Source organism: Pseudomonas sp. LAM2023 (assembly GCF_016620375.1).
In the GTDB taxonomy this organism is placed as follows: Bacteria; Pseudomonadota; Gammaproteobacteria; order Pseudomonadales; family Pseudomonadaceae; genus Aquipseudomonas; species Aquipseudomonas anuradhapurensis.
The window spans coordinates 449,102-466,801 of sequence record NZ_JAENHV010000015.1 but is presented as its reverse complement, the minus strand read 5'-3'; the positions used below and the strand labels follow the sequence as shown (position 1 = coordinate 466,801).

Genomic DNA, 17,700 nt, shown 5'->3' with positions numbered 1-17,700 from the left:
CCTACAGGGGATCGTGTATGTCCTGTAGCAGCGGCCTTGTGTCGCGATGGGCTGCAAAGCAGCCCCAAAGGCTTTTTTTGTATACAAGATTGCTTGATCCATGGCATCCAATAGACAAAACGCATGGCCCTGCCCGTGCCTTTTGCGCTGGCGTCTGAGAAAATGCCCGCACTTTTTTTCCGGATGCCGACATGACTGCCCTGAAGAACGATCGTTTCCTGCGTGCACTGCTCAAGCAACCCGTAGACGTCACCCCGGTGTGGATGATGCGCCAGGCCGGCCGCTATCTGCCGGAGTACCGCGCCAGCCGCGCCAAGGCCGGTGACTTCATGAGCCTGTGCATGAACCCGCAGTTCGCCTGCGAGGTCACCCTGCAGCCGCTGGACCGCTACCCGCTGGATGCGGCGATCCTGTTCTCGGACATTCTCACCATCCCTGACGCCATGGGCCTGGGCTTGTACTTCGAAACCGGCGAGGGCCCGCGCTTCAAGAAGGTCATCAGCACCCCGGCCGATATCGAAGCGCTGCCGATCCCCGACCCACAGAAAGACCTCGGCTATGTGATGGACGCGGTCAGCACCATCCGCCGCGAACTCAACGGCCGCGTGCCGCTGATCGGCTTCTCGGGTAGCCCATGGACCTTGGCCACCTACATGGTCGAAGGCGGCTCGTCGAAGGACTTTCGCAAGACCAAGGCAATGGCCTACGACAACCCGCAAGCCCTGCACCTGCTGCTGGACAAGCTGGCGCAGTCGGTGACCAGCTACCTCAACGGCCAGATCCTCGCCGGCGCCCAGGCCGTGCAGATCTTCGACACCTGGGGCGGCAACCTGTCGGCGGCGGCCTACCAGGAATTCTCCCTGGCCTACATGCGCAAGATCGTCAGCGGCCTGATCCGCGAGCACGAAGGGCGCAAGGTACCGGTAATCCTGTTCACCAAGAATGGCGGCCTGTGGCTGGAAAGCATCGCCGAAGCCGGTGCTGATGCACTGGGCCTGGACTGGACCTGCGAGATCGGCGATGCCCGCCGCCGCGTGGGTGACAAGGTGGCGTTGCAGGGCAACATGGACCCGACCGTGCTGTACGCCAAGCCCGAGGCGATCCGCAAGGAAGTGGCACGAATCCTGGCCAGTTACGGCCATGGCACGGGACACGTATTCAACCTGGGCCACGGCATCACACCGGAAGTCGACCCGGAGCACGCTGGCGTGTTCATCAATGCCGTGCATGAGCTGTCGGCGCAATACCATCGGTGAGCTGATCGCTGAAAGGCAAAGCCCGGCCAAGTGCCGGGCTTTTTGTTGCGTTAAGTTTTAATTCAGCGATCGTCGCTAATCTGCTTCTATCGAAACCAGACAGGACCTGATCCTCATGAAAACCCGCTACCTCGCCATGATCTTCGTACCGCTGTTCAGTACCGCAGCCCTGGCTGGCAGCTATACCGGCCCCGGCGCCCAGTCGGTCACCACTGTTGCCGCCGCCAACGATGCTGCCGATGACACTCCGGTGGTGTTGCAGGGCTTCGTGACCAAGAAGATCAACAACGACGACAAGTACGAGTTCAAGGACAACACCGGCACCATCACCGTGGAAATCGATGATGAAGACCTGCCGCCGACGCCATTCAACGACAAGACCAAAGTCAAGCTGACCGGTGAGGTGGAGAAACACCTGATGAGCCGCGAAGTGGATGTGGATATGGTCGAAATCATCAACTGATCCGAGATTCAGGGGCTGCTTTGCAGCCCATCGCGACACAAGGCCGCTCCTACACGGGAATCGCGTTCCGCTGTAGGAGCGGCCTTGTGTCGCGATGGGCCGCAAAGCGGCCCCCAAGGTTCAGATCGACTTAGGTGGCAGCTTGCTCAGGTGCAGCGCCACCAACAATGCCACCGCAAGCAGGCTGCCGATGAACAGCCCGATGCCATTCCAGCCCCACTGGTGCCAGAACACCCCGCCCGCCGTACCGGCCACGCTCGACCCGGCGTAATAGCTGAACAGGTACAGCGACGAAGCCTGCCCCTTGGCTTTCAACGCCCGGCGACCGATCCAGCTGCTGGCCACCGAATGCGCACCGAAGAAGCCGAAGGTGAACACCAACATACCCACGATCACCATCACCAGCGGGCTGGCCAAGGTCATCAGCAAGCCACTCGCCATCACCACGATACTGGCCCAGAACACCTTGCGCCGGCCCAGCTTGTCGGCCAGGGCGCCGACCTGCGCCGAGCTGTAGATACCCGACAGGTACACCACCGACAGCAAGCCGACCAGTGCCTGGTTCATATGGTAGGGCTCGGCCAGCAGGCGATAGCCGATGTAGTTGAACAGGGTGACGAAGGCGCCCATCAGCAGGAAGGCTTCAAGGAACAGCCAGGGCAGGCCGGCATCCTTGAAGTGCATGACAAAGCCGTCCAGCAGGCTACGCGGGTTCATTGCCTGTGGGCGGAAGTTGCGCGATTCGGGCAGCACTTTCCAGAACACCAGCGCGGCCGCCAGGGCCAGGCCACCGATGGTCAGCATCGCAGTGTGCCAACTGACGAAATCGATCAGTACACCCGTGATCAAGCGCCCGCTCATGCCGCCAATGGCATTGCCGCCAATGTACAGGCCCATGGCCAGGCCGATGTGCTGCGGGTGGATCTCTTCGCTCAGGTAGGTCATCGCCACTGCCGCCAGGCCGCTCAGCGACAGGCCGACCAGGGCGCGGCTGGCCAGGACCAGCTCCCAGCTCGGCATCACCGCGCTGGCCAAGGTGGCCAGGGCAGCACAAGCCAGAGCAAATACCATCACCGGCTTGCGGCCGATGCGGTCGGAAATGGGCCCGGTGATCAACAGGCCGAACGCCAGCATCGCCGTCGATACCGACAACACCAGGCTGCTTTGCGCCGCGTTGATGGCAAATTCCTTGGACAGCAGCGGCATCATCGGCTGTACGCAATACAGCAGGGCGAAGGTGGCGAAGCCGCCGCTGAACAGCGCCAGCACGGTCTTCAGGAAGGCAGGCGTGCCCTTTTCGATCCACATTTCGTTCAAGGGGGCGGGTTCCGGCTCGGCAGGAAGGGGCGCTACGGCAGTTTTCACGGGCGGGGACCTCTGACGCAATGAAAAAAGCATATAGCTGGCTAATGATTAGTTCCAATATATTGTTCGACCTATTTAAGATGTTTAGCGACTTGTTCGGAGCCGACCATGGAACTGCGCCACCTGCGGTACTTCATTGCCGTGGCCGAGGAATTGCACTTTGGCCGTGCCGCCCAGCAACTGGGCATCTCGCAGCCGCCCTTGAGCCAGCAGATCCAGGCGCTGGAGCAGGAACTGGGCGCACGGCTGTTCGAGCGCACCAACCGGCGGGTCGAGCTGAGCGAGGCGGGGCGGTTGTTCCTCGACGAAGCCCGCCAGGTGCTGGCGCAAGTGGAAAAAGCCGCCGATGTGGCCCGACGTGCGCAGTTGGGCGAGCTGGGCGAAATGAAGATCGGCTTCACGTCCTCGGCCCCGTTCACCTCGAAGATCCCCAAGGCCATCCATGCGTTTCGCCAGCGCTTCCCGGCGGTGCACCTGAGCCTCAGGGAAATGAGCAGCCGCGATGTCGCCGAGGGAGTGTTCGATGAATCCATCGAGGTAGGGCTGATGCGGTCGATGCCGCTGCCGGAAGGCCTGGTCGCCACAGAGCTGTTCAGCGAGCCGCTGGTAGCGGTAATCAACGCGTCGCACCCGCTGGCCGAAGGTACCGAGCATGGCGTGTACATGGCGGCGCTGGCCCATGAGCCGTTCGTGTTCTTCCCGCGCAGTTATGGCAGCGGCCTGCATGCGCAGCTGTTGAGCCTGGCGCGGCAGGCGGGCTTCAGCCCGCATTTTGCCCAGGAAGCGGGGGAAGCGATGACCATCATTGGCCTGGTGTCGGCGGGGTTGGGGGTCTCGGTACTGCCGGCCTCCTTCCAGCGCATGCGCATCGAAGGCGTGGTCTACCGCACCTTGCTCGATGACGGGGCGATGACGGCGGTGTGGCTGGTACAGCGCGAGCGCGGCAGGTCGGCAATGGCCAGGGCTTTTGCCGAGTTGGTCACCGGGCAGTCCTATGACTGACGACCTGCAGGGGTGAACGGCAAATGGCACTGGCCATTGCCGCAGCGCCGCCACATACTCGGGCATTCGTTGAAACACGGAGGTCAATCATGCGGCGCGTGGTGTTCAATCAGAAAGGTGGCGTGGGCAAGTCGAGCATCGCCTGCAACCTGGCGGCGGTCAGTGCCAATGAAGGCTACCGGACCCTGCTGATCGACCTGGATGCCCAGGCCAACTCGACCCAGTACCTCACCGGGCTCACCGGCGAGGACATTCCCATGGGCATCGCCGATTTCTTCAAGCAGAGCCTGTCCAGCGGGCCGTTCAGCAAGAAGAACAAGGTCGATATCTACGAAACTCCCTTTGACAACCTGCACGTGGTCACCGCCACCGCCGAGCTAGCCGACCTGCAGCCGAAGCTGGAGGCCAAGCACAAGATCAACAAGCTGCGTAAGCTGCTCGACGAACTGGACGAGGACTACGAGCGGATCTATATCGACACCCCGCCAGCTCTGAACTTCTATGCGGTTTCCGCACTGATCGCCGCCGATCGAGTGTTGATCCCCTTCGACTGCGACAGCTTCTCGCGCCAGGCCCTATATGGCCTGCTGGCCGAGATCGAAGAGCTCAAAGACGACCACAACGAAGACCTGGTGGTCGAAGGCATCGTGGTCAACCAGTTCCAGTCCCGTGCCAGCCTGCCGCAGCAGATGCTCGATGAGCTGCTGGAAGAGGGCCTGCCGGTGCTGCCGGTGTACCTGGGCAGCTCGGTGAAGATGCGTGAATCGCACCACGCCAGCCTGCCGCTGATTCACCTGGAGCCCAGGCACAAGCTGACGCAGCAGTTTGTCGAGTTGCATTCGCTGCTTGAAGAGAACGCTTAAACCCCTTGGCTGCGCAACCACTCCAGCAATGACTGGAGTGGGAACGCCCCGGCCTGGCGGCTGATTTCGCGGCCGTTTCTGAACAGCAGCAGGCTGGGGATCGAACGGATACCCAATTGCCCGGACAGGGTGCGGTTGGCTTCGCTGTCGAGTTTGGCCAGGCGGCAGCGGCCGGCCAGTTGGCGGGCGGCTTGTTCGAATGTGGGAGCAAACGCCTTGCACGGGCCGCACCAGTCGGCCCAGACGTCGACCAGCAGCGGCAAGTCGCCCTTGATCTGGCTGGCGTAGGTTGCTTCGGTAACCTCGAAGGGGGCGCTGAGCAGTACATCCTGTTTGCAGCGGCCGCATTTCGGGGCGTCGCCCAGACGCTCGGCGGGCACGCGGTTGAGGCCATTACAGTGGGGGCAGGGGATTACCAGGGGCTCGGACATGTCATTTCCTTGAGATTTCGGAGCTGCTTTGCAGCCCACCGCGGCACAAGGCCACCCCAGCAAGGATACGCGTATTCCTGTAGGAGCGGCCTTGTGTCGCGATGGGCCGCAAAGCGGCCCCAGGATTCATGATGAACAGCTGATTTCCAGGTGCTTGCCCCACTCCGGCGGCCGTTCGGCGTAGGCCTGCATCCCGGCTTGCTCTTCAAAAGGCTTGCTCAGCACCTGATGCAACCGTCGTACTTCACTGTAGTCTCCCGCTTGCGCCGCTTCGATGGCTTTCTGCGCCAGATAGTTGCGCAGCACGTAGAGCGGGTTGACCGCATGCATCCGTGCCCGACGCCCTTCGGCATTGCCGGCTTCGCGCTCGCAGCGGGCCAGGTAGTCGGCCGCCCAGGTATCGAAACCGGCCAGGTCGATGAAGTCGTCGCGCACCACCTTCAGCGCTTCGGCTAGCGGCTTGTCACCCAGCTTGCGGAAGAACAGGTTGTAGTCCACGCCACCGCTTTGCATGCGCTGCAACAGGCGCTCGACCAACGCCATGTCGTCGTTCTCGGCAGTGGTCAGGCCCAGACGGCGGCGCATCAGGTCGAGGTAATGGGCCTGATAAAGCGGCAGGAACAGCCCCAGCGCCTCTTTCAGCGGTTCCACTTCGATCACTGTGGTCAACGCCTGAGCCAGGGCACTGAGGTTCCAGTGCGCAATCGGCACCTGGTTGGCGTAGCTGTAGCGGCCACGGTCGTCGGAGTGGTTGCAGATGAAGTTGGCGTCGAAATCATCCAGGAAGGCATAGGGACCGAAATCGAAGGTGATGCCGAGAATCGACATGTTGTCAGTGTTCATCACGCCGTGGCAGAAGCCGTAGGCCTGCCAGCGGGCAATCAGCTCGGCGTTGCGCTCGACGATGCTGCGGAACATGGCCAGGTAGGGCTGCTCGGCGTCACGGCATTCGGGGTAGTGCTGTTCCAGCACATGGTCGATCAGTACGCGCTGTTGCTCGGGCTGTTTGGTGTAGTAGAAGTATTCGAAATGGCCGAAACGCACATGGCTCGGCGCCAGGCGGGTGAGCATGGCTGCGCTTTCACGGGTTTCACGCCATACCGGGGTGCTGGAGCCGATGACGCACAGCGCTCGGCTGGTGGCGATGCCCAGGGCATGCAGGGCTTCCGAGGCAAGGAACTCGCGGATCGACGAACGCAGCACGGCGCGGCCGTCGCCCATGCGTGAGTAAGGGGTCTGGCCGGCGCCCTTGAGGTGCAGGTCCCAATGCTCGCCGGCGTCATTCAATACTTCGGCCAGCAGCAGGCCACGACCGTCACCCAGCCGTGGGTTGTACGAGCCGAACTGGTGGCCGGAATAGACCATCGCCCGTGGGTCGGCCTGGTCCCACAGCTTGTGGCCGCTGAACAGCTCGGCGAACAGTGGCAGTTCGGCCTGGGCCGGGTCGAGGTCGAGCAGGGCCATGGCCGACTCGCTTGCAACCACCAGGCGTGGGTCTGCAATGGGCTCGGGCAGTACCTGGGTGGAGAACGCGTCGCCCAGGCGGGCGAAGCGATTGTCGAAGGTGAGTTGGTCGAGGGCTTTCACGGGCCGGCTCCTGGGGTTGAGTGTCCGGGGCCGCGCTACGGCCCTTCGCGAGCTTGCCCGCGAACGAGGGCAAAGGCCTCGCGGGGGTTTGCCCAGAATAAAGCATTGGAGCGTTCTCAGGCCGAAGCAGTGCCATCCGATTTCGGCTGTTCCACCGGAACCAGCTGTTGCTTGCCGCCTTTCGGGTCCATCAGGAATACCTCTACCTGGCGTACCGAGATCTTGATGTTGTGCGCCTTGAACTCACGGTTGATGTAGCGGTTGATCTCATCCAGGGTCGGGTTGCGGTCGCCCAGGTCGCGTACGTGCATGCGCAGTTCATGGTCCAGCGAGCTTTCGCCGAAGTTGAGGAAATACACGATCGGCTCCGGGTCCTTGAGCACCCGTGGGTTCTCATGGGCACCCTTGAGCAGCAGGTCGCGTACCAGGTCCAGGTCGGAGCCGTAGTCGATGCCCAGCTTCAGTGTCACCCGGGTGACCGTGTCGGTCAGCGACCAGTTGATCAGCTGGCCGGTGATGAAGGTCTTGTTGGGGACGATGATGTCCTTGCGGTCGAAATCGGTGATGGTGGTGGCGCGGATGCGGATCTTGCTCACCGTGCCCGACAGGTTGCCGATGGTGATGGTGTCGCCGATGCGCACCGGGCGTTCGAACAGGATCATGATGCCGGAAATGAAGTTGGCGAAGATTTCCTGCATGCCGAAGCCCAGGCCCACCGACAACGCGGCCACCAGCCACTGTAGCTTGTCCCAGCTGACCCCCAGGGTCGACAGGGTGCTGACGATGCCGACGCCGACGATGGTGTACGACAACAGCGTGGTGGTGGCGTAGGCGCTGCCCTGCGCCAGGTTCAGGCGCGACAGTACCAGCACTTCCAGCAGGCCCGGCAAGTTGCCGGCCAGGGCAAAGGTGATACCGACGATGACCAGGGCTCCGAGCAGGTCGCCGAGGCTGATCGGCACCATGCTGGCGGCGGCGCCAGTGCCGCTGGTGTATTCGTAGAGGACGAAGTTGTTGAGGTAGGCGAATACCGAGATAAGGTCCGACCACACCCAGTACAGGCCGGCGATGAAGCCGCCGAGCAGGGCCAGGCGAATCAGGCGCAGCGATTGTTGGTTGACCTGTTCGATGTCCAGGGTCGGCTCTTCGGTGATGACTTCGCCATCCAGCCCCTCCTTGGCTGCCGCCCGCTTGCTCAGCGCGCGTTGGTAGGCCAGGCGCCGTGCCGCCACCGACAGGCCGCGCACGAACGCGGCCTCGATCACCAGCCAGAACAGCAGCAGGTAGAGGGTGTAGATCAGCCGGTCGGTGAGCTTCAGCGCGGTGTAGTAATAGCCGAAGCACACCGCCACGAACAGGGCGATGGGCAGTGCGGTGAAGGCTACGCCCACGGCCTTGCGGAACAGCGAGGTGTCGCGGTGTGCCGGGCTGCTGAGCAGCAGGCGGCTGAGCAGCCAGGCCATCAAGGCATAGCAGGCCAGCACAACGCCGATGCCCAGCACGTCGTCGGCCAGGGCCGATGGCTGATGCTCGGCCACAGCCACTACCCCGACCAGCGCCAGCACCACGGTGCCGAGGCGGCGTACCCAGCCGCGCAGGAACTCGACTTGCGGCTTGTGCCAGCGGAAGTGGATTTCCGCCACGCCGCCGGGGGCAAGGATGCGGTAGGCGGTATAGAACACCAGCCAGGCCTGGGCCAGCTGCCAGAGGGCGGCGCCGAGGTTGGCGTTCTGTCCCCGGGCGTCGATCTGCAGGGCATAGCTGCACAGGGCCAGGCCCAGGCTGACCGGCATCGCCAGCAGGATGTTGATAAGGATTGCCTGCGGTGTATGCCACTGGCTGTCGCGGCGGAAATGGCCGATGTCCTGGTGCACCTTGCCCAGCCGTTGGTACAGGTACTTGCGTCGCCACAGCAGGGCGCCGATCACCAGCAGTAGCGGCAGGAACAGCAACGGCCGCTGGCTGAGGCCGTCGGCCAGCTCGTTCAGGCCCGAGCCCCACGGCAGGTTGGCGACCTGATCGGCCAGGCGCTCCGGCACGTAACGCAGCCAGTCCCAGTCCAGCGGCTTGTTGCTGGGGATCCAGAACATCTGCTCGTCGAGGGTGGTACGCAGACTCTGGGCGGTGCCCAGCAATTGCTTCTGGTTGAGCTGCAGGGTGATCGATTCGTTGAGCAGTGCCGACAGTTCGCGGTTCAGCCGTTCCAGCAGGTCGCTGCGGGTGATGGCTACTTCCAGCAGGGCCTTGCGCAGCTGCGGCGTCACCTCTTCCTGGGGTTGTGCCGCCAGCAGCTTGTCGACGTAGGTGACCGGGCTACTCATCTGCTCGCGTTGCTGGTTGACCTCGAACTGGTACAGGCGGGTGTCGGCGATCTGGTCGGCCAGGTCGCGGTCCAGTTTCAGGTGCGGCAGGGTCTGCTTCTGCTTGTAGAGGATCTTCGACAGCAGCAGGCTGCCTTTGAGCACGTTGATCTGTTCGTCCAGCGCCTGGTCAGCCTGGGTCAGGCTGTCGAGCTGTTGCTTGGTGCGCAGGTTCTGCTGGGTCAGTTCGTTGAGCCGGTCGGTGCTTTTGAGCAGGTAGTCGGAAAGCTTGAGGTTGACCGCGCTTTCGGTGGCCAGCAGGCTGCTGCCACCGGCCTTCTGGGCCTCGATCGATTGCTGGGTGACGGCCTCCTGGGACTGGGCCAGACGCTTGTCGTTGATCAGGGTCTGCAGGTCCTGGATTTCCTGCTCCAGGCGCGCCGCGCGTTCGATCAGCAAGTCGTGGCGGGCATTGCCGAGGTCCTGCAGCAGGCTGTTGCCGGCCAGCTCCTGGCGGCGTAGCAGGGTCAGGGCGTTGAGCGAGGCCAGTTCGGCATTCAGCTGGTTGCGCTGGTCGGCGTTGATCGGTTTGCCGGCATCCTTGCCGGTCTTGAGGATGCTGTTGATCTGCTGGGTGCGCGCCTGGGCATTGCTGATTTCCGCCTGGGCACGTTCCGGGCGGGTTTGCGAATTGATGATCAGGCTGTTGGCTTCGGACAGCGCCTTCTGCAGCTCGCCCTGCTGGGTGCTGCGTTCGCTGAGCATCTGTTCCAGTTGCGGCACGCTGAGGCTGGCGTAGCGCTGGGCCACCGGCTGTGGCTTGCTTTCCTGGAGCTTGGCCAGTTCGCGCTGGCTGTCGCTGGTTTCCTTCGGAGCCCCGGCCAGCTGCTGCTTGAGCGCGGCGAGCTTCTTCTCGTTGTCTTCCTTGCTGGCGAGCAGGCTGAGGGTTTGCTCCAGTACCTGCTGCAGGGCCTTCTGCTCGGCTTCGGGCAGCTTGCGCTCGGCGATCTTGTCGAGGCTGTTCTGGATACTGGCGGTGGTCGGGGCTTCTGCCGCAGTGGCTGCAAAAGAAAGAGACAGGCACAGCCCGAGCAGGGCTGTGCGGAGATACGCGCGCAGGGACATAGGCAGGCTACTTGTGAATCAGGCAATCGAAGTTTAGAGGAACAATCCTGGTCCGGGTCGCGTTCCTTCGGGGAATCTGACGCCTACTTTCTGAATCTTGTTCCCGTCCATGGTGGCCACGGTCCAAATTGTGCCATGCCATTCGACCTGGTCACCTACTACTGGAGCGCCTCCGACCTTCTGTCGGATGAACTGCGCCAACGGCATTTTTGCATCCAGGCCATCGAGTTTCAGGCCATACAGCGCTGCCACCGCACCCAGTTCGGCATCGCCTTCGAGTACGAAGTCGCCGAAGAAGCGCAGGTCCAGGCCGCGTTGCGGCGCCTGGCTGAACAGTTTGCCCAGGGCTGGCAGGTTGTGCTCGTGGCCGATCACGCAAAGCATGTCGCCGACTTCCAGCACGGTGCTGCCCGACGGGTGCAGCAATTGCTCGCCCCGGAACAGTGCCGCGATGCGCGTGCCTTCGGGCATTTTCAGCTCGCGCAGGGCGGCGCCGATGCACCATTTTTCCGCACCCAGGCGGTAGACGAACAGCTCCCACTCGCTGGTCAGGTGGACTTCCAGGGCAGAACGGGAGATCGGCGCCGGGTCGGGCGGCACGGTCACTTTCAGTAGCTTGGCCATCCACGGCAGGCTGGTGCCTTGCACCAGCAGCGACACCAGCACGATGAAGAACGCCAGGTTGAAGAACAGCTGGGCGTCCGGCAGGCCGGCCATCAACGGGAATACCGCCAGGATGATCGGTACCGCACCGCGCAGGCCAACCCAGGAAATGAAGCCCTTTTCACGGCCGTGGAAGGCCTTGAACGGCAGCAGGCTGGCGACCACCGACAGCGGTCGCGCCACCAGGATCATCCACAACGCCAGGCCCAGCGCAGGCAGGGCGATGGGCAGCAAATCGTGCGGCGTGACCAGCAAGCCCAGCACCAGGAACATGCCGATCTGGGCCAGCCAGGCCATGCCGTCAAGCATGTGCAAGATGCCGTGGCGGCTGCGGATCGGCTTGTTGCCCAGCACCAGGCCGCACAGGTAGACGGCAAGGAAGCCACTGCCGTGCAGGGCGTTGGTCAGCGAGAACACCACCAGGCCGCCAGCGATGACCAGGATCGGGTACAGGCCGCCTGCCAGGTTGATGCGGTTGACCAGCTGCAGCATCATCCAGCCACCGCCCAGGCCCAGCAGCCCGCCGATGCCGAACTCGCGCAGCAGGTGGGTGAGCAGGCTCCAGTGCAGGCCGGTCTGGCCGCTGGCGATCATGTCGATGAGGGTGACGGTGAGGAACACGGCCATCGGGTCGTTGCTGCCCGATTCGATTTCCAGGGTGGCGGTCACCCGCTCGTTCAGGCCTTTGCCGCCGAGCAGCGAGAACACCGCCGCAGCATCGGTGGAGCCGACGATGGCGCCGATCAGCAGGCCCTGGATCAGGCTCAGGTCGAACAGCCAGGCGGCGACCATGCCGGTGAGGGCGGTGGTGATCATCACGCCGACGGTGGCCAGCGACAGCGCCGGCCACAGGGCCACGCGGAAGCTCGCAACCCGTGTGCGCAGGCCGCCGTCCAGCAGGATCACGGCCAGTGCCAGGTTGCCCACCAGGTAGGCGGTCGGGTAGTTGTTGAAGATGATGCCGCCACCATCGACGCCGGCGATCATGCCGACCGCAAGGATGATGACCAGGATAGGGATGCCCAGGCGCGACGACAGCGAGCTGACCAGGATACTTGCGCCCACCAGCAATGCGCCGATCAGAAACAGGCTGTTGATGGTGCTAGCATCCAAAGGCAGGTACTCCGGGGTGTGGCGCGGGAAGATGACTTGACTCGCAAGTCGCGTGCCAATCGATTCTAACCTGATGAATTGGCAGCATGTAAGGCGTTTCTGCTGATGAAAAAAGGCACCACCGTGGGTGCCTTGGCGAATGCTGGCAAACCACTGGCAGCGCAGGGCTGCGCAGTGGCACTGTCAGGCCAGATCAGCGGCGCGGCGCAACAGCGTGGCGGTCTCGTCCCAGCCGAGGCAGCCGTCGGTGATGGAAACGCCATAGCGCAGCTGCGTCGACAGGTCCTGTCGGCCCGGGTTCAGATTGCTCTCCAGCATGATGCCGAAAAGATCGCGATTGCCCGCACGTCGCTGTGCCAGTACCTCTTCCAGGACTTGCGGTTGGCGGCTATGGTCCTTGCCGCTGTTGGCGTGGCTGCAGTCAACCAGCAGGCGCGGGGCGACGCCTGCTGCCAGCAGTTGGGCTCGCGCCTGCGCGACTGCTTCCGCATGGTGATTGGCGCCGTTGCGCCCGCCCCGCAACACCAGGTGGCCGTCCATGTTGCCGGCACTACTGATCAGTGCCGGGCGGCCACGCAGATCGATGCCAAAGTAGCGGTGCGGGTGGGCAGCGCTGCAAATGGCATCGCAGGCCACGCCCAGGCTGCCATCGGTGCCATTCTTGAACCCGACGGGGACATCAAGGCTGCTGACCAGCTCACGGTGGATCTGCGATTCGCTGGTCCTGGCGCCTATGGCGACCCAGCTGAGCAGGTCGCTGAAGTAATGGGCGGCCATGGGTTGCAGCATCTCGTTGGCCAGCGGCAGGCCAAGCCCGACCAGTTCGAGCATCAGCGACCTGGAGAGCTCCAGGCCAGCCTGCATGTCGTCGCTGCCGTTGAGATCCGGGTCGTACATCAGGCCCTTCCAGCCGACGGTGGTGCGGGGTTTTTCCACGTAGGCGCGCATGACAATCAGCAGTCGGTCTTGCAGCTCGTCTGCGAGTTCAGCCAGCCTGCCGCCATACTCAACCGCAGCCGGGCCGTGATGCAGCGAACAAGGGCCTGCGATCACCAGCAAGCGCGAATCGTTACCGTGGACAATCTCCCGGATTTGCTGGCGCTGCCAGTGGACCTGCTGTGCCAACTGCCCGTCCACTGGCAGTGCGGCTCTCAGCGTGTAGGCGCTGGGCAGTGTCTGGATGACGGACTCCACGGGCGTGGCTGCAGAGTCGAGATTGGGCAAGCGCGAAAAGGCAATGGTGCTCATGTCTGACATCCTGGTTGTCGTTCTGAAACAGGCACGGCCAGGCCGCGCATGCGAATGGCTGCGAGGCAGGGTGCGAGAGGGGTGAGGCGGACTTGATGCGTTATCGGGTTCGGACTTTGGGCATTGCGACCTCCCGTGTTCAGCATTCATTCCAGGCAGGTCATGCCTGGGTTGGCCACGGGCTCAATACCTCTCGAGCCCGTGGCGGCAGGGTCAATCCACCAGGGTTTCCCTGGCCAGCAGTTCGGCGAAGTCGTCAACGCTGAGCGTACCGAGGTCGTCGCCGGCACGGCTGCGCACGGCGAGCGTGCCGCTGTCTTTCTCACGGTCACCGATTACCAGCAGGTAGGGCACACGTTGCAGCGTGCTTTCGCGGATCTTGTAGCCGATCTTCTCGTTGCGCAGGTCAGCCTCGACCCGCAGGCCGCGCTCGCGCAATTGGTGGCGGACCTGCTCGGCGTAACCGTTCTGTGCATCCGTCACGGTCAGCAGCATGGCCTGAACCGGTGCCAGCCAGGTGGGAAAGACGCCAGCATGGTGTTCGATGAGGATGCCAATGAAGCGCTCGAGCGAGCCGACAATTGCCCGGTGCAGCATCACCGGGCGACGGCGCTGCGAATGTTCGTCGACATACTCGGCACCCAGGCGGTCGGGCATGTGATAGTCGACCTGGATGGTGCCGACCTGCCATTCGCGGCCGATGGCATCGCGCAAGTGGTATTCGATCTTGGGGCTGTAGAAGGCCCCTTCCCCTGGCAGCTCTTCCCAGGTCACGCCACAGGCGGACAACGCCGAACGCAGCTGGTTTTCGGCTTTGTCCCAGACCTCGTCGCTGCCCAGGCGCTTCCCGGGTTCGGGACGCAGGGCGATCTTCACCGCCACGTCCTCGAAGCCGAATGCCCGGTAGACCTTCTGAGCCTGGTGGTGGAAGGTGCGAATTTCCGATTCGATCTGTTGCTCGGTACAGAAGATATGCCCGTCGTCCTGGGTAAAGGCGCGCACCCGCATGATGCCATGCAGGGCCCCAGAGGGCTCATTGCGGTGGCAACCGCCGAACTCGCCATAGCGAATCGGCAGCTCGCGGTGGCTGCGCAGGCCGAACTTGAAGATCTGGATATGCCCTGGGCAGTTCATGGGCTTGAGGGCGTATTGGCGGTTTTCCGATTCGGTGACGAACATGTTCTCCTTGTAGTTGTCCCAATGCCCAGAGCGGCGCCACAACGAGCTGTCCACCACCTGCGGCGAGCGCACCTCCTGGTAACCGCTGTCGCGATACACCTTGCGCATGTATTGCTCTACCGTCTGCCAGATCGCCCAGCCCTTGGGGTGCCAGAACACCATGCCCGGCGCCTCTTCCTGTTGATGGAACAGGTCGTATTGCTTGGCCAGCTTGCGGTGGTCGCGCTTCTCCGCTTCCTCCAGCTGCGACAGGTAAGCCTTGAGCTGCTTGTCATTCAGCCAGGCGGTGCCATAGATGCGGCTGAGCATTGCGTTGCTGGAATCACCGCGCCAGTAGGCACCGGCCACCTTCATCAATTTGAATGCTCCGAGCTTGCCGGTATCAGGTACGTGAGGCCCGCGGCAAAGGTCGGTGAACTCACCCTGCTGGTACACCGAAAGGGTTTCGCCGCCCGGAATGTCCTCGATGATCTTCACCTTGTACGACTCGCCCAGGCTGCTGAACAGGTCGATGGCCTGCTGGCGCGGAAGCTCCCGACGTTTTATCTCCAGGCGGCTGTCGACGATCCGGTGCATCTCCGCCTCGATCAACGGCAGATCATCCTGGTTGAAAGGGCGCTCGGCTACGAAGTCGTAATAGAAGCCATTGTCGATCACCGGGCCGATGGTGACCTGGGTACCTGGGTACAGGCGCTGCACGGCTTGTGCCATCAGGTGTGCAGTGGAATGGCGGACGACGTCCAGTGCCTCCTCGCTTTTGCTTGTGACGATCTCGACCGTGGTATCGCCAGTCAGCATGTATGAGGCGTCAACCAGGCGCCCGTCGACTTTTGCCGCGAGTGTCGCGGCCGCCAGGCCACTGCCGATGGACATTGCCAATTGCTGGACGTTGAGCGGCTCCGGGAATTCCTTGCGACTGCCATCCGGTAGAGCGATAGAGATCATGTTGTTTGCTGCCCATTTAGTTTGACGTTGGCGCCAAGGCGCCGGTGTAGAGGGCCTTGCTCGATCCTGTGCAAGGCTTTTGCAACGTTATCATCCTTCATATGACCAAGCGCCATTTTGCAGGTACGGTTTCATCTTGTTGCTGGTCTCCAGCCATTCGCGGTACGGGTCGCTGGCCTTGACGATGCCGCTGCCGGCAAAAATGTGTACCTGTGCTGCGGTCACCTTGGCGGTTCTGATCGCCAGAGCGAAGTTGCACCGGCTCCCCAGGGTCAGGTAACCCAAGCCGCCGGTGAAAAACTCTCGATCGATGTATTCGAAGCGTCGGATGCGTTCGCCGCTCAGGCCCAGCGGCTTGCCCCAGATGGTCGCAGGTGGGTAGACGGCCGCCAGAGCATCGAACACGTTCATGCCGCTCGCCAGTTCGCCTTCAATGCGGCTCTTGAGGTGTTGTACATACCCCAGATCGATGACATTCCTCGATTCGCGCACGTCGAGCGAGCCCGGTCGGCAAACCTGCCGAAGTTGTTCGAAAAACAGCTGGGCAGCTGTTTCGTGCTCTTCCAGTTCCTTGCTGTCGGACAGCAGTTCCTGACGATAGCGGTCACGCTTGAGCGCTTCGTCGGAGCCTTTTCGGGTTCCCGCCAGCGGCTCCACGACCACCTTGCTGCCGTCGGTACGTATCAGGGTCTCCGGTGAGATGCCGATCCATGCCGGACCGCGATCCCAGCGGAACAGGTACTCATAGTGCGGGTTGGGCCGCGGTGCGATTTGACCGAGCAACTGCAAGGGGTCTACCGGCTTGCTCATGCTCAAGCGGACTTCACGCCCTATCACCACCTTGTCCGCTTCGCTTGTGGCCATTTCGCCGAGCAGGTCGAGCAGGTTGTCGACATAGTTGCTGCATGGTGGGATCAACTCGTAGCGGTTGACTGCGGGCAATGCCGGGTAGGTGCGCGGAGCCAGGTGGGCCACGATACGTGCGATCTGTGCGCACAGTCCGGCATCGAAGGTCGCCCCGCTGATACGTCCAGGCTCCACCCACAGGAACAGGGTCGGCATGGTCATGATCAGTGGCTCGTGCAACCGTTCGGGGTGAGTAGCGCAGCGCCAGCCACCCAGCAGGGGGACGTCGCGAGGCAGGCCAGCCAGGGCTGGCGAGCTGCTGCCCACGGTCTTCCAGAATTGTGCCACGCCCTTGAACAGCTGTTCGTGAAACGACTGCTGGTCGTCCATGTGCAGCGTATCGCGGCATAGCACGCGGTCGTGGTCGAGCCAGTCGATACGAAGTGCCTGCGGTTCGCGCGTCGCACGAAGGCGATACTGGTTGCCGAGACCGACCAGCGAACGGTCATGCCCATCGGTATGTTCGCTGAACACGCAACTGAACTGCTCGGCAAGTCCGGGGAAGGCACGACTCATTTCGGCGAGCAGAGCTGTGCCGGCGTCGTGTACGCCGAGCGCAGATGTTGGCAGGGGAAAGTCGAAGTGGCTGATCATGCGCAAATTGGCTCCTTGAATGCCTGGGCCAGATGGCTGCAGAGCTGCAGGTCCCGTTCGAAGTCGGTCGGGGCTGGCAGTGGTGGCACGGCCGCGGCGTAGTTCGCGGCCTGCCAGCGGTGCACCAGGCCGTGCGGGCGGCTGCCTGGCTGTATGGCGCTGCGTATGTTGCGCAGATTGTCACAAGGGTCGAACAGCCAAAGGCTGCCGTCGTGTCGCGGCGGGGTATCGCACAGCAGCAGCGCAGTCCCGTGCGGCTGCGCCGGGTTGGTCTCGGCAACCCGCTGGGCGATTTGTGCCGGGCTGAGTCCGTGCACCGCCAAGGCAAGCGGCAGGGCCAATGTTTGCGGCCAGGCTGGCTGCAGCTGGTTGTCGAACAGCCTGAGCTGGCTACCCGCTCCAGGGTAGCCAGCCGTGATGGCCAGGTAGCTCTCGCTCAGGCCTTGCAGCTCGTGGGCCTGCGACGGGGTAGCGTGCAGGACCGTCAATACCGGGCCACCGGTCATCCACTGCAGGTAACGCCGCAAGCGCTGGCTGGTCATTTCGAGCGCCTGGCGATCAACGCGCGCATTGGTTGGCAGCTCGATCCACTGAATGAGGGCCTCACCTGCCAGCACTCTATCCAGAAGTTGGCCCAATGGTTCGCTGCAGGCCCTGCCT

At 62.9% G+C, this 17,700-nt stretch carries 13 protein-coding genes; 4 read left to right on the top strand and 9 right to left on the bottom strand.

Annotation, left to right across the window (positions count from 1 at the left end; genetic code table 11):
* The first annotated feature begins 191 nt into the window (after positions 1-191).
* Together hemE and JKP78_RS07675 are read left to right on the top strand one after the other, a co-directional pair.
* Positions 192-1,256, top strand: coding sequence for a uroporphyrinogen decarboxylase (hemE, locus tag JKP78_RS07680; RefSeq protein ID WP_186684248.1), 1,065 nt, complete (start codon positions 192-194; stop codon positions 1,254-1,256).
* Between the two features lie 115 nt (positions 1,257-1,371).
* Complete coding sequence (locus JKP78_RS07675) at positions 1,372-1,719, top strand: YgiW/YdeI family stress tolerance OB fold protein (protein ID WP_200626466.1); 348 nt, start codon at positions 1,372-1,374, stop codon at positions 1,717-1,719.
* Between the two features lie 120 nt (positions 1,720-1,839).
* Here JKP78_RS07675 and JKP78_RS07670 read toward each other — a convergent pair whose 3' ends face one another.
* A complete protein-coding gene (locus JKP78_RS07670) occupies positions 1,840-3,027 on the bottom strand; it encodes an MFS transporter (protein ID WP_225931989.1) in 1,188 nt (395 codons plus the stop codon).
* 165 nt (positions 3,028-3,192) lie between these two features.
* On the opposite strand from JKP78_RS07670, the gene JKP78_RS07665 reads away from it, so the two are divergent.
* Entirely contained in the window at positions 3,193-4,086 is an 894-nt protein-coding gene (locus JKP78_RS07665) for a LysR family transcriptional regulator (RefSeq protein ID WP_200626459.1), read from the top strand.
* 89 nt (positions 4,087-4,175) lie between these two features.
* A complete protein-coding gene (locus tag JKP78_RS07660) occupies positions 4,176-4,949 on the top strand; it encodes a ParA family protein (RefSeq protein ID WP_186684254.1) in 774 nt (257 codons plus the stop codon).
* Here the strand turns inward: JKP78_RS07660 and trxC are convergent.
* The 8 genes from trxC to JKP78_RS07620 all read right to left on the bottom strand — a co-directional run bounded on the left by trxC (position 4,946) and on the right by JKP78_RS07620 (position 17,582).
* A complete protein-coding gene (gene trxC, locus JKP78_RS07655; RefSeq protein ID WP_186684256.1) occupies positions 4,946-5,380 on the bottom strand; it encodes a thioredoxin TrxC in 435 nt (144 codons plus the stop codon). The genes JKP78_RS07660 and trxC overlap by 4 nt on opposite strands.
* Positions 5,381-5,506: 126 nt before the next feature.
* A complete protein-coding gene (selO, locus tag JKP78_RS07650) occupies positions 5,507-6,967 on the bottom strand; it encodes a protein adenylyltransferase SelO (protein WP_186684258.1) in 1,461 nt (486 codons plus the stop codon).
* Between the two features lie 116 nt (positions 6,968-7,083).
* Positions 7,084-10,392 carry a mechanosensitive channel MscK gene (mscK, locus tag JKP78_RS07645; RefSeq protein WP_186684260.1) on the bottom strand — a complete coding sequence of 1,103 codons (3,309 nt, stop codon included), beginning with the start codon at positions 10,390-10,392 and terminating at the stop codon, positions 7,084-7,086.
* Between the two features lie 33 nt (positions 10,393-10,425).
* The gene (locus JKP78_RS07640) at positions 10,426-12,168 is read right to left on the bottom strand and encodes a potassium/proton antiporter (RefSeq protein ID WP_200626458.1); all 1,743 of its coding nucleotides are present in this window, start codon (positions 12,166-12,168) and stop codon (positions 10,426-10,428) included.
* Between the two features lie 183 nt (positions 12,169-12,351).
* Positions 12,352-13,416: a 3-deoxy-7-phosphoheptulonate synthase gene (locus JKP78_RS07635; protein WP_186684262.1), complete on the bottom strand. Its 1,065-nt coding sequence runs from the start codon at positions 13,414-13,416 to the stop codon at positions 12,352-12,354.
* 213 nt (positions 13,417-13,629) lie between these two features.
* Positions 13,630-15,540 (bottom strand): threonine--tRNA ligase, encoded by a 1,911-nt coding sequence (gene thrS / locus JKP78_RS07630; RefSeq protein WP_200626456.1) that lies wholly within the window; start codon positions 15,538-15,540, stop codon positions 13,630-13,632.
* A gap of 90 nt (positions 15,541-15,630) precedes the next feature.
* Positions 15,631-17,040 (bottom strand): chorismate-binding protein, encoded by a 1,410-nt coding sequence (locus JKP78_RS07625; protein WP_186684266.1) that lies wholly within the window; start codon positions 17,038-17,040, stop codon positions 15,631-15,633.
* Complete coding sequence (locus JKP78_RS07620) at positions 17,037-17,582, bottom strand: hypothetical protein (protein WP_186684268.1); 546 nt, start codon at positions 17,580-17,582, stop codon at positions 17,037-17,039. Before JKP78_RS07620 ends, JKP78_RS07625 begins: the two co-directional genes overlap by 4 nt.
* Positions 17,583-17,700 lie beyond the last annotated feature (118 nt).

Bases quoted from the DNA above. Each gene is read 5' to 3' on its own strand.
- thrS (WP_200626456.1), bottom strand. From the start codon at position 15,540: ATGATCTCTATCGCTCTACCGGATGGCAGTCGCAAGGAATTCCCGGAG.
- JKP78_RS07675 (WP_200626466.1), top strand. From the start codon at position 1,372: ATGAAAACCCGCTACCTCGCCATGATCTTCGTACCGCTGTTCAGTACC.
- JKP78_RS07625 (WP_186684266.1), bottom strand. From the start codon at position 17,040: ATGATCAGCCACTTCGACTTTCCCCTGCCAACATCTGCGCTCGGCGTA.
- JKP78_RS07665 (WP_200626459.1), top strand. From the start codon at position 3,193: ATGGAACTGCGCCACCTGCGGTACTTCATTGCCGTGGCCGAGGAATTG.
- JKP78_RS07670 (WP_225931989.1), bottom strand. From the start codon at position 3,027: ATGTGGATCGAAAAGGGCACGCCTGCCTTCCTGAAGACCGTGCTGGCG.
- JKP78_RS07635 (WP_186684262.1), bottom strand. From the start codon at position 13,416: ATGAGCACCATTGCCTTTTCGCGCTTGCCCAATCTCGACTCTGCAGCC.
- trxC (WP_186684256.1), bottom strand. From the start codon at position 5,380: ATGTCCGAGCCCCTGGTAATCCCCTGCCCCCACTGTAATGGCCTCAAC.
- mscK (WP_186684260.1), bottom strand. From the start codon at position 10,392: ATGTCCCTGCGCGCGTATCTCCGCACAGCCCTGCTCGGGCTGTGCCTG.
- JKP78_RS07660 (WP_186684254.1), top strand. From the start codon at position 4,176: ATGCGGCGCGTGGTGTTCAATCAGAAAGGTGGCGTGGGCAAGTCGAGC.
- JKP78_RS07620 (WP_186684268.1), bottom strand. From the start codon at position 17,582: ATGACCAGCCAGCGCTTGCGGCGTTACCTGCAGTGGATGACCGGTGGC.
- hemE (WP_186684248.1), top strand. From the start codon at position 192: ATGACTGCCCTGAAGAACGATCGTTTCCTGCGTGCACTGCTCAAGCAA.